This window comes from Rhodococcus sp. WAY2 (assembly GCF_009859915.1).
In the GTDB taxonomy this organism is placed as follows: domain Bacteria; phylum Actinomycetota; class Actinomycetes; order Mycobacteriales; family Mycobacteriaceae; genus Rhodococcus_F; species Rhodococcus_F oxybenzonivorans.
Genome location: NZ_CP046572.1, coordinates 5,257,233 through 5,272,445, shown reverse-complemented (window position 1 = coordinate 5,272,445; position 15,213 = coordinate 5,257,233). Strand labels below are relative to the sequence as shown.

The 15,213-nt window shown below is 67.3% G+C and carries 16 protein-coding genes; 4 read left to right on the top strand and 12 right to left on the bottom strand.

Translation table 11 applies throughout. The features are described from left to right. The first annotated feature begins 80 nt into the window (after positions 1 to 80). Complete coding sequence (locus GFS60_RS23780) at positions 81 to 1,784, top strand: peptide chain release factor 3 (RefSeq protein WP_159925089.1); 1,704 nt, start codon at positions 81 to 83, stop codon at positions 1,782 to 1,784. A 119-nt stretch (positions 1,785 to 1,903) separates the two neighbouring features. Next, positions 1,904 to 2,401 carry a hypothetical protein gene (locus GFS60_RS23775; RefSeq protein WP_159925087.1) on the top strand — a complete coding sequence of 166 codons (498 nt, stop codon included), beginning with the start codon at positions 1,904 to 1,906 and terminating at the stop codon, positions 2,399 to 2,401. Between the two features lie 22 nt (positions 2,402 to 2,423). On the opposite strand, the gene GFS60_RS23770 is transcribed toward GFS60_RS23775, so the two are convergent. Genes GFS60_RS23770 through GFS60_RS23760 form a run of 3 tightly spaced genes read right to left on the bottom strand, consistent with a single transcriptional unit; the run spans position 2,424 to position 4,059 of the window. Next, positions 2,424 to 3,122 (bottom strand): pyridoxine/pyridoxamine 5'-phosphate oxidase, encoded by a 699-nt coding sequence (locus tag GFS60_RS23770; protein ID WP_159925085.1) that lies wholly within the window; start codon positions 3,120 to 3,122, stop codon positions 2,424 to 2,426. Between the two features lie 27 nt (positions 3,123 to 3,149). Continuing rightward, on the bottom strand, positions 3,150 to 3,542 hold the full coding sequence (locus GFS60_RS23765; RefSeq protein ID WP_159925083.1) for a VOC family protein: 393 nt from the start codon (positions 3,540 to 3,542) through the stop codon (positions 3,150 to 3,152). A gap of 40 nt (positions 3,543 to 3,582) precedes the next feature. Next, positions 3,583 to 4,059: a nuclear transport factor 2 family protein gene (locus GFS60_RS23760; protein ID WP_109332434.1), complete on the bottom strand. Its 477-nt coding sequence runs from the start codon at positions 4,057 to 4,059 to the stop codon at positions 3,583 to 3,585. 304 nt (positions 4,060 to 4,363) lie between these two features. Between GFS60_RS23760 and GFS60_RS23755 the strand changes: the two genes are divergently transcribed. Beyond that, positions 4,364 to 5,875, top strand: a complete 1,512-nt coding sequence (locus GFS60_RS23755; protein ID WP_159925081.1) for an acetyl-CoA acetyltransferase — start codon at positions 4,364 to 4,366, stop codon at positions 5,873 to 5,875. Here GFS60_RS23755 and GFS60_RS23750 read toward each other — a convergent pair. From GFS60_RS23750 to GFS60_RS23710, 9 genes are all read right to left on the bottom strand, one after another. Continuing rightward, positions 5,872 to 7,656 (bottom strand): ABC-F family ATP-binding cassette domain-containing protein, encoded by a 1,785-nt coding sequence (locus GFS60_RS23750; protein ID WP_159925079.1) that lies wholly within the window; start codon positions 7,654 to 7,656, stop codon positions 5,872 to 5,874. The genes GFS60_RS23755 and GFS60_RS23750 overlap by 4 nt on opposite strands. Beyond that, positions 7,656 to 8,591: a 4-(cytidine 5'-diphospho)-2-C-methyl-D-erythritol kinase gene (locus tag GFS60_RS23745; RefSeq protein WP_159925077.1), complete on the bottom strand. Its 936-nt coding sequence runs from the start codon at positions 8,589 to 8,591 to the stop codon at positions 7,656 to 7,658. The genes GFS60_RS23750 and GFS60_RS23745 overlap by 1 nt, the downstream gene beginning before the upstream one ends. Before the next feature lie 62 nt (positions 8,592 to 8,653). Continuing rightward, entirely contained in the window at positions 8,654 to 9,307 is a 654-nt protein-coding gene (locus GFS60_RS23740) for an urease accessory protein UreD (RefSeq protein WP_159925075.1), read from the bottom strand. After that, complete coding sequence (gene ureG / locus GFS60_RS23735) at positions 9,307 to 9,996, bottom strand: urease accessory protein UreG (RefSeq protein WP_159925073.1); 690 nt, start codon at positions 9,994 to 9,996, stop codon at positions 9,307 to 9,309. Before ureG ends, GFS60_RS23740 begins: the two co-directional genes overlap by 1 nt. A gap of 39 nt (positions 9,997 to 10,035) precedes the next feature. Next, a complete protein-coding gene (locus GFS60_RS23730; RefSeq protein WP_159925071.1) occupies positions 10,036 to 10,668 on the bottom strand; it encodes an urease accessory protein UreF in 633 nt (210 codons plus the stop codon). Next, on the bottom strand, positions 10,668 to 12,389 hold the full coding sequence (locus tag GFS60_RS23725) for an urease subunit alpha (protein ID WP_159925069.1): 1,722 nt from the start codon (positions 12,387 to 12,389) through the stop codon (positions 10,668 to 10,670). The genes GFS60_RS23730 and GFS60_RS23725 overlap by 1 nt, the downstream gene beginning before the upstream one ends. Continuing rightward, positions 12,386 to 12,700, bottom strand: coding sequence for an urease subunit beta (locus tag GFS60_RS23720; RefSeq protein ID WP_109332442.1), 315 nt, complete (start codon positions 12,698 to 12,700; stop codon positions 12,386 to 12,388). Before GFS60_RS23720 ends, GFS60_RS23725 begins: the two co-directional genes overlap by 4 nt. 8 nt (positions 12,701 to 12,708) lie before the next feature. After that, positions 12,709 to 13,011: an urease subunit gamma gene (locus tag GFS60_RS23715; RefSeq protein ID WP_159925067.1), complete on the bottom strand. Its 303-nt coding sequence runs from the start codon at positions 13,009 to 13,011 to the stop codon at positions 12,709 to 12,711. 142 nt (positions 13,012 to 13,153) lie between these two features. After that, positions 13,154 to 14,047 (bottom strand): YdcF family protein, encoded by an 894-nt coding sequence (locus GFS60_RS23710; RefSeq protein WP_159925065.1) that lies wholly within the window; start codon positions 14,045 to 14,047, stop codon positions 13,154 to 13,156. Positions 14,048 to 14,221: 174 nt separating this feature from the next. On the opposite strand from GFS60_RS23710, the gene GFS60_RS23705 reads away from it, so the two are divergent. Then, complete coding sequence (locus GFS60_RS23705; protein WP_159925063.1) at positions 14,222 to 15,190, top strand: helix-turn-helix transcriptional regulator; 969 nt, start codon at positions 14,222 to 14,224, stop codon at positions 15,188 to 15,190. Positions 15,191 to 15,213 lie beyond the last annotated feature (23 nt).

Sequence of the window (15,213 nt, the reverse complement as noted above, 5' to 3'; positions counted from 1 at the left end):
TAAATCCCTTCTCGGCCCCCGGGTAACCTGGTATGCGGCCACCTGGCTTTTCCGCATCCAGTCCCCCGAGAGGTTCTTCGTTGACTACCCCGTCCGACTCGGCCGACATCATCCCAGCCGAGGCGGAGTCTGTCGCCACCACTGCCTCGTCGCAGGACAAGCTCGGCAAGGGCGTCCGCGCGGAGGCTCAGCGCCGCCGGACCTTCGCTGTGATCTCCCACCCCGATGCCGGTAAGTCGACGTTGACCGAAGCTCTCGCCTTGCACGCGAAGGTGATCTCCGAGGCGGGCGCCGTGCACGGGAAGGCGGGGCGCAAGTCGACGGTGTCCGACTGGATGGAGATGGAGAAGGCCCGCGGTATCTCGGTCAGCTCCACGGCTCTCCAGTTCAACTACCGTTCCACCGAGGCGTCGCCGGACGACCTCACCGATAACGTCATCAACCTGGTCGACACTCCCGGTCACTCGGACTTTTCGGAGGACACCTACCGAGTCCTGACCGCTGTCGACGCCGCCGTCATGCTCATCGACGCCGCGAAGGGTCTCGAACCGCAGACGCTCAAGCTGTTCCAGGTATGTCGTCACCGTGGGATCCCCGTGATCACGGTCATCAACAAGTGGGACCGCCCCGGTCAGACACCGCTGGAACTGCTCGACGAGATCCATGAGCGGATCGGCCTCACCCCGACGCCCCTGTACTGGCCCGTGGGCATCGCCGGTGACTTCCGAGGACTGTTGCGCCGCGGCGAGGACGGCGCCCCCCGCGAGTACATCCGGTTCACCCGCACCGCGGGCGGCGCCAAGATCGCCCCGGAAGAGCTGATGGACGCGGACGCCGCCCTCGCGAAGGAGGGCAGCGAGTGGGTCACCGCCGCGGAGGAGAGCGAGCTGCTCTCGGCCACCGGCCAGGACCACGATCAGGAATTGTTCCTCGGCGGTCAGACCTCGCCGGTGATCTTCGCGTCGGCGATGCTCAACTTCGGCGTGCGGCAGATCCTCGACACTCTGGTGGAGCTGGCGCCGCCGCCCCGCCCCCGTGAGGACATCACCGGCACTCCCCGCGAGGTCACGGACCCGTTCAGTGCCGTCGTGTTCAAGGTGCAGGCCGGGATGGATACAGCCCACCGCGACCGCCTCGCGTTCATGCGGATCGTCTCCGGCGTCTTCGAGCGCGGCATGGTGGTCACCCACGCCCAGACGGGTAAGCCCTTCACCACCAAGTACGCGCAGACGGTGTTCGGTCGTGAACGGTCCACCGTCGAATCCGCCTACCCGGGCGACGTGGTGGGACTGGTCAACGCCACGGCCCTCGCCCCCGGGCACACTCTCTATTTCGAGAAGAAGGTGGAGTTCCCGCCGATCCCGTCGTTCGCTCCTGAGCACTTCTCCATCCTGCGGGCCGAGAGCGCGGGCAAGTACAAGCAGTTCCGCCGCGCGGTGGATCAGCTCGACTCCGAAGGTGTCGTGCAGATTCTGCGCAACGACCTTCGCGGCGACGCGTCACCCGTCATGGCGGCGGTCGGCCCCATGCAGTTCGAGGTGGTTGCGGCCCGGATGAAGGCCGAGTTCAACGTCGAGGCCCGGATGGAACCGCTTGCCTACGCGTTGGCCCGACGGACCGATCCGCAGTCCGTCGACGAGCTGAACCGTCAGCGCGGCGTCGAGGTGTTCACCCGATCCGACGGCGTTCTACTGGCGCTCGTGAGTGACAAGTGGCGACTGCAGTACATCCAGAAGGAGTTGCCCGACCTCACGCTCGAGCCGCTGGTGGCCGCCGCCGACTGAAGTCGGCCGTCCGCCGGATCCGCGGCGGAACCTCGGGTGCTGGTAGCTTTCACGTTCGTATCGAGCAAACTGGCGGGCTGGTGCGAGAACCCGTTTGTCTACGAGCAGGAAGCGACACGATGGAGAACGGCATTTCTACCAATGGATCGGGCAGCAACGGCTCCAGAGGCAACGGCTCGACCGCCGAATCAGCCTTCGCGGAACCGAGCAGCGGAGCACTGACCGGCAACGGCGCGTCGACGCCCAGCTCCGCCGAGACGTTCACCTTCCCGCTGCCGACGCGCAGCTCGGGCTCTCACAGCACCGAGGAGGCAGCCGAGCCGGTTGACACCACCTCGTCCCTCGAGTCCCGTGGACGCACCGTGAAGCGACGCAACGCGATGGGAGTGGCAGCCGTGCGGGTCGCGGGCCGTCTTGCACACACCGAACTTCTCGAGGACCACCTCGCGTCCGCGAGCAGCCACTCCGCCGACCCCACCGTGGACGCCGACGAACTGCTCGAGCTGCTCGGTGAGTACCTCGTGGCGGCCGGATTCGAACGGCCGGAGATTCACGCCCAGCTGAACGGCCAGTCGATCGTCGTGGACCTGCGCTCCCCCTCCACGACCCTTCGCTGATCGTCCCGCATCCGGCAGGCGCCTACGGCCACAGAATCGCGCGCGTCCACCCCTCGCCCGAGGGCTCTCTTCGGTAGTTCCAGCGCTGATGCCGGCGCCCGGGATCGGCCTGCCAGAATTCGACGCTGTCGGGCACTAGGCACCAGGCTCGCCACGTGCTCGACACGAAGTCGGGGTCGGCCTCGATGCTCGCGGCCGCCGCCGTGACCACCCGTTCGTATTCCGCGGGATCGGTGAGCACCTCGCTCTGGCGACTCGCAGTCGCGACGGCGCGGGCGGTCACCGACCGCTCCCGGAAATCGCGGGCCGACACGTCCGGACCGCCGTCGACCACAGTTCCGCGCACCCGGATCTGACGCCCCCGTTCCCGCCAGTAGATAGTCAGCGCAGCAACAGCGTTCGACGTCAGATCACGCCCCTTCGGCGAACGCGTGTCGCCGGAAAACCAGAAACCTCGCTCCGTGACGTCCTTGAGTAGAAGGAACCGAGCGTCGGGTCGACCGCCCGGGTCCACCGTCGACAACGCGGCGGCGTGCGGTTCTGGAACACCGGCGGCCGCCGCCTCGGCGAGCCAGTCGAGAAAGAGGATCTGCGGCGCGTCCGGCAACGCATCGACGGGCAGTGGTTCGGGAAGCGCTGGGTCGACGACGGTGAGCGCGGGCAAAGCCCGTATCCACGCCCGGGTGTCCGGGAACGACGAAGGGTCCGGTGCGATCGGCATGTGCCGACAGTAGCGGGCCGGTGTGGCCTACGGCCCGACGAGCATCCAGCGGTGCCCGAACGGATCGATGAGGGTGGCGTTGCGATGTCCATGCCCCTCGGAGATCCACCGCTCCACGGTCCCCCCGGCATCGCGGGCACTCAACAGGACGGCGTCGGGATCGTCGACGGCCAGCATCAAGCTGACCGATGTCGAACCTGACTCCGGCGCAGTCAAACCCATTTCCGGGAACTCCTCGGCGAGGTAGATCATCCCGGTGGGGAGCTGCAACTCCACGTGGCCGATCCTGCCGTCGTCCAGAACGATCGGCTCCCCGACCACTCGCGCGCCGAATACCGCCGAATACCACTCGACAGCTTCGGTGCCTCTTCGCACCGTAAGGTACGGCACCGCACCGGGAACGGGCACTGCAGACGACATCGTCACCTCCCGCCTCGTCGTGGCAACCTCCGGTGCTCGGTCAGGCCGAGGCGGGGGGTTGCAACATCGCCCATTTGTTGGAAGTCAGCCGGAAACTCGGGAAGTCCGACAGCGCAGCCACCGATTCCCATGTGCGCTCGTACCCGGTGGACGTGATCCGCCACGCACCATCGGGGCACCGGATGTAACTGTCGTGATAGTAGGCCGACCCCCGGAGCAACATGCCGTCCTCGGGGATGAGCGTGGTGTCTGCAAGAAACCACACTCCGACAGCCGTGTCACCGGTGACGGTGATCTCGGGCTGCCCGCACTGGTGCTCGGTGATCACGTGAGTGCCCAACGTGTTCTCCAGAAAGGACACGAAGGAGTCACGGGAATCGAACGTCAGGTATTCGCTGTACGTGGCCTTGACTTCGGGAACCATGGTGTCGGCGAATTCTTCCCACGACTTGGTATCGAGTGCACGAGAGTAACGGTGCTTGAGCTGCTCGATCTGTTTGATTGCTTCGAGATCCATGACCCCCGCCTCCTGTGCAGCGACATGCATGCCCTGGACTGCAGATTAGTCCGAACATCTGCGGGCTCGCCTTGGATTCCCCCCTTTTGCCCGGATCATGCATATTTGCGCCGTGATTCGGGACACGAAAAGGTCACGAATCGACTTCCCGCCCGCACCCGTCGAAAACGCGCCGATCGGACTTCGGCCACACTCGATCTCCGATCCCCCAGGGTGAATGTGACCCGACATCTACATATAACGCGTTCCACACTAGGGTGTCGCTGACGAGGTTCTCGACCGTCCGGACACCGAAGGGGTTTCCATGCTCGATCCAGCGCGCGTACCCGTCATCGTCGGTGTCGGCGACGTACGGTCCGGACGAAGTGGGGTTCCTGCGGGCCCGCGGGAGCCACTCGATCTCATCTCGGAGGCCGCGCAGTCAGCGATCGCCGACTGCGGTGTCGCAGCGCTGCGGTCCCGGATCGACGCGATACACGCGGTCAAGTCCGTCAGCTGGTCCTACGACGATCTTCCGGGATTGCTCGCGGCCCGGCTGAACCTGCAGGCGCCTACCATCGCAAGCACCTCGCCGATCGGCGGCCATTGGCCTGCTGCTCTTCTCGACCGCATCGGTGACGACATCGCCGGCGGTCGATCGTCGGTGGCACTGCTGGTGGGCGGTGAGGCGCAGGCGACCATGACGGCGTTACAGAAGTCGGGCACCGATCCGGTGTCGCTCGGCTGGGTAACGGCGCCGGGAGGGCCACCGGCCTTCGATGCCTCCGATCTCGGGAGCCCCGGCATGCAGCGGGCCGGGCTGATCGTGCCGACCCGCGTCTATCCCTTGTTCGAGAATCGCTTCACCTACGATTCGGGCGGCACACCCGAGCAATCCTCGGCGTGGTCGGCCCGCATGTACTCGGCCTTCTCAGAGCTGGCGGCGAAGAATCCGGCGTCGTGGACGTCGACGGTGTATTCCCCCGAAGACATCGCGACCACCGGACCGGGCAATCGCATGGTCTGTGAACCGTATCCTTTGACGCTCAACGCCATGCCGTTCGTCGATCAGGCGGCCGCGGTCGTGGTGTGCTCCCTGGCGCTCGCCCGCGAACACGGCATCGCCGACGACCGTGTGGTCTATCTGTGGGGTGGCGCCGGAGCGACCGACCCGGTGGATGTGCTTGCCCGCAACAGCTTCGGAGCCTCCGCGGCGATGAACCAGGCCGTCGGCCGCGCGCTGGCCCAGGCCTCCCTCGAGGCGTCCGCCCTCGATGTCGTCGACGCCTACAGTTGCTTCCCGGTGGTCCCGAAGTTGTTGATTCGCGCACTCGGCCTACCCGAGGACACCGTCCCCAGCGTGACCGGTGGGCACTCGTTCTTCGGCGGCCCGCTCAACAGCTACACCCTGCACGCCATCGCCGAAGTGACCCGCCGCGTTCGTGAGGGCGCCGGCCCGGCCCTCGTCCACGGCAACGGCGGATATCTGACGTACCAGCACGTCGTCCTGCTCTCGGGCACGCCGCACCGGAACGGCTACATCGGCACCCCCGAGCCGGAACAGCTCGGTTCGGACGCTCCCGAACTCGTCACCGGATACGACGGCGAAGCCGAGATTCTCACGACCACCGTGGAGTACGGCCGCGACGGTGTCCCCGCCACCGGATTCGTCGTCGCACACACGTCCGACGGGCGGCGCCTCGCCGGACGCACCGGGCCCGAGGACGCAGCCGTCCTGTCGGCGTACACCCGCACTCCCCCGCGGTCGGTGATCGGCCGGACGGTCCACGTCACCGACCGGGATGGTGTGCTGACCGTTCGGTTTCCGACCGGCTAGTCCAGATCGGCGGCCAGTTCCATCCACTGCTCCTCAGCCGCTTCCTTCTCGGCCACCACTTGCTTGAGCTCGACGTCGAGCTTCTGCAACTTGTCTGGATCCGTCGCTGCCTCGGCCAGCTTTTCGTGCAGCTTCCGCTCGCGCTCGTCCAGCTTGGCGACCGTACGCTCGAGGCGAGAAAGTTCCTTGCGCGCAGCACGTTCCGCCGCACCGTCACGCGCCTGCTTGGGTGCCGACGCACCCGTCGCTGTCGACGCGACGGACGGTGCGCCGACGTCACCCATCACCGCACGGCGTCGCAGGTAGTCCTCGATGCCACCGGGGAGGTTGGTCAGCTTCCCGTCACCGAACAGTGCCCAGGTCGTGTCACAGATGCGCTCGATCAGATAGCGGTCGTGGCTGATGACGACCATCGTGCCCGCCCAGCCGTCGAGGATGTCCTCGAGCTGCTGCAGGGTGTCGATGTCGAGGTCGTTGGTCGGCTCGTCGAGAAGTAGGACGTTGGGCTCGGCCATCAGCACTCGCGTGAGCTGGAGGCGGCGCCGCTCACCGCCCGACAGGTCACCCACCGGTGTTCGCTGACGAGCCGGCGTGAAGCCCAGCCGCTCGGCCAGCTGTCCAGCCGAGACCTCCTTGTCGCCCAGAGTGATTCGCTCCGCGACGTCCTTGACGGCCTCGAGGACCCGCATGCCGATGGGGAGGTCGTCGAGTTCCTGGCGCAACCATCCGATGTGGACCGTCTGTCCCTGGATGCGTTTGCCCGACGCAGGTTCGATCTCCCCGGCGAGCGTGCGGAGCAACGTCGTCTTGCCGGAACCGTTGACCCCGACCAGACCGACACGTTCACCGGGCGCGAGCCGCCACGTGAGGTCGTCGACGAGCACCCGGCCGTCGGGCGTCTCGAGACGGGCATCCTCGAGTTCGATGACCACCTTGCCGAGCCGGCGCTGCGCGAACGACGCCAACGCCACGTTGTCGCGGGGCGGCGGCACGTCGGCGATCAACGCCTCCGCGGCCTCGATCCGGTACTTGGGCTTCGACGTGCGGGCCGGAGCACCGCGCCGCAGCCACGCCAACTCCTTGCGGGCCAGGTTACGCCGGCGCTCCTCGGAGGCGTCCGCCTGCCGGGACCGCTCCGCCCGTGCGAAAACCCAGTCGTTGTAACCACCCTCGTAGCTTTCGACCCTGCCGCCCACCACTTCCCACGTGCGGTTGGCGACGGTGTCGAGGAACCAGCGGTCGTGGGTGACGACCACGAGGGCGCTACGGCGGGACACCAGGTGCTCGGCCAGCCATTGCACCCCCTCGACGTCGAGGTGGTTGGTGGGTTCGTCGAGTACCAGGAGGTCGAGGTCCTGCACCAGCGCCGCCGCCAGCGCGACACGCCGTCGCTCGCCACCGGACAGTCCGTCGACGGTGACTTCCAAGCCGAGGTTGTCGATTCCGATGCCCGCGAGGACGGAGCGGATGCGGGCGTCACCGGCCCATTCGTGAGCGGCGACGCCGAGCGGTCCGAGAACCACGTCGCCGACACTGGAGCCGGGCGGCAGGACGCCGCGTTGCGTTACCACCGCCATCCGCAGGCCGCCGACCCGGCTGACGCGTCCGGAGTCGGGCGCCTCCACACCGGCGAGCACCTCGAGCATCGTGGTCTTGCCGCCACCGTTGAGGCCGACGACGCCGATGCGTTCGCCTTCCTGTACGCCGAGCGACACCGAGTCGAGCAACGGCTTGATGCCGAACGACTTCGATACCTGTTCGAGATTGATCAGATTCGCCATCAGTGCGATCCCTCCGCCGCGTCATTGATTATTCGGGCGCCCGGCACCGGTCCGCTCGCGACCCGCACGGTGCGACACACGCCCGCACCTGCGAGTTCTGCGCTGACACGGACCGCGGCATCCGCGTCAGCACACAGAAAGGCACAGGTCGGCCCCGACCCGGAGACGATGCCGGCGAGCGCGCCCGCGGCGACTCCGGCGCGCAACGTCCGCCGCAGTCGTGGCTCGAGGGACAGGGCAGCGGCCTGCAGATCGTTGCCCAGCAGCGGCGCGAGCGTTGCAGCGTCGCCCGTCGTGAGCGCATGCATGAGGTCGTCCGCACCGCCGAGCTTCGGTGGTGTGCCGGCGGCGCGCAGGCGGTCGAGTTCCCGGAACACCGTGGGGGTGCTCAACCCACCTTTTGCGAGCGCGAGTACCCAATGGAAGGTGCTGCGCGAGAGAACCGGCAGGAGTCTCTCGCCACGTCCGGTTCCGAAGGCGGTACCACCGTGCAGCGCAAACGGCACGTCACTACCCAGTTTCGCTGCGAAAGAATGGAGGTCCTCACGAGAGAGGTCGAGATGCCACAGCGCGTTGAGGGCCACCAGCGTCGCGGCGGCGTCGGCGCTGCCGCCCGCCATGCCACCGGCAACCGGGATGCCCTTGTCGATCGAGATCTCGACGTCGGGACGCCGGTCGGCCTCGATCGCAAGCATCTCGGCGGCTTTCCAGACGAGGTTGCGGCTGTCGGTGGGAACCACGCGGGCATCCTCACCGCGAACCTTCACCGTCAGCGCATCCGCAGGCGCGACCGACACGGTGTCGCCGAGCGAGAGCGCCTGGAAGACCGTGTTCAGCTCGTGGTAGCCGTCGGCGCGTGGGTCCCCGACGGCCAGGTGGAGATTGACCTTGGACGGGGCCCGGACGACGACGGGGCGAGGAACGACGGAAAGCACAAGGATAGAGCTTAGGCGCTCGCAGTACGGGGGTCGAAATGCGTGGCACCCCCGACCTCAGCTCACAGTCGCGGGCCGAGCTGCGTCGTGAGGCTGCCTCCTCGTGCGAGCGGAAGACGTGTTCGGGCTGTGCGGGCGTCGCCCGACACCTCGGCGGGACGATCGTCGGGATAGCGGAGCTCGCTGGTGAGGGCGGCGGGCGCGTCGAGAAGGTCGTGGGAGACGGTGCCGGCGCCCAACTCCAGCCGGTGCCGGAGCAGCGGAACAGTCCCCAGATCGGCGTCGGTCGTCCCGATCCAGATTCCGGCGCGTTCCCCGGTGCGGCCGATCTGTACCCGCTCTCGCAAGACCAGCGTCGACGTCGGCGCGAGGAGCACCGTCGATTCCACCCGGTGCTCGGCGGCACCGGCCACGACGGTCGGCTCCAGGGCGCAGTCGAGGGTGGCGTCGTCTTCCACATCGACCGACCAGTGTGCCGTCGACACCGTGCATTCCCGGCCGGGCAGCGCCAGGGACGCAGCGACGCTGCGGAGCGACAGGCGCGCCCCCGACAGCACCCGGACGGTGATGTCCCAGTGGTCACCGCCGAGCGGGGTGGCGGCCGTGCCGATCACGTGTACCGTGTCGCGCCCGGTGATCCGGGCAGCGAGCCCGCCGACGGCGGAGATCCGGGGGCTCCGGCCGGGAGTCGCCACGATGGTCAGCTCGGTGCGCACTACCCGTGCACGTCGGCGAGCGTGCGGACCTGCTCGCGCACCCACTGCAGAGCCGGCCCGGACGACGGGTCCTCGGTCAGCGAGATCAGCACGGTGGGCCGGCCCTCACGAACCTGCTCGGCGTCCCGCTGCATGACCGACAGATCGGCACCGACCATCGGCGCCAGATCGGTCTTGTTGATCACGAGCAGGTCCGAGAATGTCACCCCGGGACCGCCCTTGCGCGGAACCTTGTCACCACCGGCGACATCGACGACGAAAATCTGCACGTCGATGAGGCCGGAGGAGAATGTGGCCGTCAGGTTGTCGCCGCCCGACTCGACGAGAATCAAGTCGAGCGGTGGGTTGGTGTCGATCAAGTCGTCGATGGCGTCGAGATTGGCGGTGATGTCGTCGCGGATGGCTGTGTGCGGGCAGCCACCGGTCTGCACGGCGGCAATCCGCTCGTCCGGAAGCACGGCGTGGCGACGCAGGAAGTCGGCGTCCTCGGTGGTGTAGATGTCGTTGGTCAGAACGGCGAGGGACAGCTCGTCGCGCAGTTGCCTGCACAGTGCTGCCACCAGAGCCGTTTTGCCCGACCCCACCGGCCCGCCGATGCCGATCCGGACCGGCTCACCCGCTACTCGTGTCCGCTTCGGCCGATCGTGCAGATGGTCGTGCGGCTCACCGTCGATGACATGCGGTGGCATGGTTACTCTCCTCACTCCGGGCTGATTCAGTTTTACTCGTCAGGACACGAACAGTGGTCGGTCTCGTTCCACGTGGCGCTGGGCGACGACGTCGAGAAGCGGATCGGACACGCTCGCCAGCCCGGTCGCGCAGTCATCGGCGACGTCATCGCACAGATCCGCCAAGGTGAAGGTGCAGGCGGCGACCTGCGCGGGATCGAGCGCGAGCAGCCGTTGCGCGGCGATCGCGGAACCGGTCATGGTGGTGTAGACGACGACCAGCGCCGCCTCACGGGCCGATACACCGGTGAGACGCCCGACCACTCCGGTCACCACCGGGAGGTGCGGACGCGTTCCCAGCAGCGACCAGTTCTGTTCGGGCCAGGTGGTGCGGGACAACCGCAGCAGGCCCCTTCCCTGTGCGCGGGACGAGGTACGCGCCGCCGGAGACGGGGTGCGTGCATCCATCTCGAGGTCGCCCTGGCCGGTGGAGAGCCGGCCGTCGCACACTGCCGCGGCGATCGACCCGGCGACCAGCCCGGACGCCCGAATCCGCCTGCGGAGGAACGCGTCCATCGTGGGGATGTCGCGGACCAGACCACTGGCGACGGCCTCTTCCATCCCGCCCGAGTGCACATGCCCGCCGGTCGGCAACCTGGAGTCGGCCAGCGTGAACAGATGAGCGAGGCGCATCAGAACAGGAAATAACGTTGTGCCATCGGCAATTCCGATGCCGGCTGTTCCTCCCACACCTCACCGTCGATACGGACGGTGAACGTATCCGGATCTACCTCGATGCGGGGTTGCGCGTCGTTACGGGGCATGTCGGCCTTACCTCTGGACCGCACGTTCGCGACCGGAACCAGCCGCCGGCCGAGTGCGAGCCGATCGGCCAGACCGTCCTCGAGTGCCTGGGGGGCGACGAAGTGCACCGAGGTCGCCGCGGCGGCCCTGGGCGCCGCCCCGAACATGGGCCGCGGCAGCACCGGTTGCGGCGTCGGAATAGAGGCGTTGGCATCACCCATCGCCGCCCACGCGATCATGCCGCCCTTGATCACCGCGTGCGGCCGCACTCCGAAGAACGCCGGCTCCCACAGCACCAGGTCGGCCAGTTTGCCCACCTCGACGGAGCCGATCTCCCCTTCCAGCCCGTGCGCGACCGCCGGACAGATGGTGTACTTCGCGACGTAACGCTGGACGCGCTGGTTGTCTGCCCCGTTGTCGCCGGGAAGAAAGCCCCGGCGCCGTTTCATCACGTGGGCCGTCTGCCAGGTACGCATCACTACCTCACCGATGCGCCCCATCGCCTGCGAGTCGCTGCCGATCATCGAGATCGCGCCCAGATCGTGGAGCAGATCCTCCGCTGCAATGGTCGACGGCCGGATGCGGCTCTCCGCGAATGCGAGGTCTTCGGGGATCTTGGGATTGAGGTGGTGGCACACCATCAGCATGTCGAGGTGCTCGTCGAGTGTGTTGACGGTATGTGGCCGAGTCGGATTGGTGGAACTCGGCAGGACGTTCGGGTGTGCGGCCACCGTGATGATGTCCGGCGCGTGCCCGCCGCCCGCACCCTCGGTGTGATAGGCGTGGATCGCTCGGCCCGCGATGGCGGCGAGGGTGTCCTCCACGAAACCCGCTTCGTTGAGCGTGTCCGAATGCAGGGCCACCTGTACTCCGGCGGCGTCGGCCACCGTGAGGCACGCGTCGATCGCGGCGGGCGTCGAACCCCAGTCCTCGTGCAGCTTGAAACCGGACACTCCGCCGCGCAGCTGTTCCCACATCGACTCGGAGCTGACGGTGTTTCCCTTACCCAGCAGGGCAATGTTCATCGGCCAGCCGTCGAGCGCCTCGAGCATCCGTGCGGTATGCCACGACCCCGGTGTCACGGTGGTGGCCTTGCTGCCCTCGGCCGGTCCGGTGCCGCCGCCGACGAGCGTGGTGATGCCGCCGCCGAGCGCCTCTTCCAGGATCTGCGGTGCGATGAAGTGCACGTGGCAGTCGATCCCGCCGGCAGTGAGGATCTTGCCGTTCCCAGCAATGATCTCCGTGGAGGGACCCACTACCAGGTCGGGGTGCACCCCGGACATCGTGTCGGGGTTGCCGGCTTTCCCGAGAGCCACGATGCGACCGTCGCGAATACCGATGTCTGCTTTGATGATTCCCCAGTGATCGACGATCACCACTCCGGTGATCACGGTGTCGGGGGCGCCGTCGGCCCGCGTCGCACGGCCCTGCCCCATCGACTCCCGCAACACTTTTCCGCCACCGAACACAGCTTCCTCACCGGCGAGACCTGGTCCCCCGCTGCGGTCCTCGGTGATCTCGATCAGCAGGTCGGTATCGGCGAGCCGGATACGATCGCCGGTGGTGGGGCCGAACAGCTCGGCGTACCGCGCACGGGTGAGTTCGGTCAAGACGGGTCCAGCTTTCCGGGAGGCGTCAGGTTCAGCCCGTGCACTTCGCGCCTGCCACCGAGGGGCACCAACGAAACAGTCTGCGCGATGCCCGGTTCGAACCGTACTGCCGTGCCGGCGGGGATGTCGAGCCGCAAGCCGTGCGCGGCCACGCGGTCGAAGTGCAGAGCGGAGTTTGCTTGCGGGAAATGGACATGGCTCCCGACCTGTACGGGTCGGTCGCCGGCGTTCACGACCTCGAGCCGCGTGCGGGGCGCGCCCTCGTTGAGCGCTATCACGCCGTCGGCGCAGAACACCTCACCTGGAATCACGGTGTCTCCTATGCAATCGGATCGTGGACGGTGACGAGCTTGGTGCCGTCCGGAAAGGTCGCCTCGACCTGCACATCGTGCAGCATCTCGGGGACGCCTTCCATCACGTCCGACCGGGTGAGCACTTCACGCCCGGATACCATCAGCTCTGCCACCGAACGTCCGTCCCGCGCCCCTTCGAGGATGTGGTCGGTGATGATCGCGACGGCCTCCGGATGATTGAGAGTCAGGCCCCGCTGTTGCCGCCGGCGCGCGAGTTCGGCGGCGTAGCTCAGAAGCAGACGCTCCTGCTCATGGGGCGACAAGCGCATGTGTCCTCCTGCGGTCGGTGCGTCGCAATACTGCCACGATCTGCAGTGTGGCACCTCCCACGCCTGCGCCGACTATCGTTCTCGTTGCCGAAACACCGATGACACGAAATCGTCACAGCACTGCCCTATCGTGCCGCACCACCTAGTAACCGGCGGGGATGCCGAACACCCGGATGGCATCTCGGTACATGCCGAGTTGCTGGTCCTTGGTCAAGGGCGCGACTTCGGCGATCAGCTGCCCCGCACTGGTAACGGCGCTCATCGCGCCGACCACCGGAAGCCCGGCAACGTTGAAATCGACCGTTGCCCTGCGGATGTGGTTGGCCGACGTCACGATGATCGCGCCACCCGCACCGAGCGAGCGCGCCAGCGGAACCGAGTTCAGCGCGTTGGCTACCGTCGATCCGGCACGGTGCTCTGCGTGAATCCGCTGGGGTGCAACACCGTTGGCTTGCAGCCATCCCTGCATGGCGGCTGCCTCGGTGATGCCGTTCTGTGGGTTGCCGCCGGTGACGATGATGGGCGAGAACGGCGACACGAACGACTGGATCACCGTGGCCTGTAGCCGGTTGATCAACTCCGGGCGCATGCTGCCGTCGGGCAGCAGTCCGTAACCGAGAACGATGATGGCGGTGGACGGGCCTTGGATTGCCGGAAGCGGGTTCGGTGGCGTGAACGACGCAGTCCTGACGGCGTCGAGCAGGCCGTGCACGCCGGCCCGCATGCCTGCATCCATCGCGCCCAGTCGTGCGAGCGCGGCCTCGCGGGTGATCAGGTCGGAGGCGGCATCGGCATAGATCGCTTGCAAAGCCACCGCATTCGGGTCCCCCGGGTCCTGGGCGACGGCTCCGCCGATGTCGGCGAGCGCACCTCGGGCGTCCCCGTCAGCAAATTTTCCCTGGGCACTGTTGAAGAGATCCGCCGCCGAGGCCGAGGCCGTCGCGGTGGGTGAGACGAGGAGGACGAACGTGAAGAGGGTGGACAGAAGAGCGGCCAACACCGCTCTGGCCGGATACGGCCGGACATGCGTGTGCATTCTCAACGAGGACCTTTCCGTCGGATTTTTCACTACAAGACTCGTGCGATGGTCCGTGGAGCGTCGGCGGCCAGTGTAGTGGCCCGCCCGGTGACCCTGCCCGGTTTCGTACCCGCCGGTTTGCTTCACTAATCAGGACAGAACCCGTCCGCAATCGGTGGCATTCTTGTCGTCATGCGAGAAACTTCGGCGCGACTCCTCCGGATGCTCTCACTCCTGCAGACCCGCAAGGAGTGGTCGGGAGCCGAACTGGCCGATCGACTCGGGATCACACCGCGCACCGTTCGCCGGGACGTCGACAAGCTTCGCGATCTCGGTTATCCGGTCGACGCGACCGTCGGCGTCGGCGGCGGGTATCAGCTCGGTGCCGGTGCCGAGATGCCACCTCTGCTACTCGACGACGAGGAGGTCCTGGCGGTGGCACTGGGACTCCAATCCGGCTCCACCGGTTCGGTGGTGGGTATCGGCGAGGCGTCGATGCGCGCTCTCGCCAAGCTCCGGCAGGTGATGCCGTCGCGGCTTCGGCACCGCCTCGAGACGTTGCAGGTCGACGTGGTGCACCGAGAACCCGCACGGAGCGCCGTGGACGCCCAGGTGCTTTCCGACGTCGCATCTGTGTGCCACAACCACGAGCGGCTCCGCTTCGACTACAGCACCCACGACGGCACCGCGAGTCGCCGCGAGGTGGAGCCCTATCGACTCGTTCGGTCCGGGGTCCGCTGGTATCTGGTGGCATGGGATCTCACGCGCGCCGACTGGCGTCTGTTCCGGGTGGATCGGATGACGCCGAAGATTCCGACAGGACCCCGCTTCACCCCGCGTGAGCTCCCACCGGGCGGCGCCGCCGATTTCGTCGCCCGCGGTATCACCCGCGCCGTCACCCGGGTACGCGCGCGAGTGCTGTTGCACGCTCCGATCGGTGAGATCGCACCCATGGTGCACGAAGACTGGGGCACTCTCGAGGAACTGCCGGACGGCCGCTGCGCGGTGGCGCTCGGCGGCGACTCCTTGGCGTCGATCGCTCAGTGGCTCAGCGCTTTCGGTACCGATTTCACCGTCCTCGATCCTCCTGAGCTGCGGGAAGAGTGCCGACGGGTGGGCGAACGCCATCGCCTCTTCGCCGACCGCTACGGTAACGCCTGACCAAGACGCCGTGCGGTGGTCAC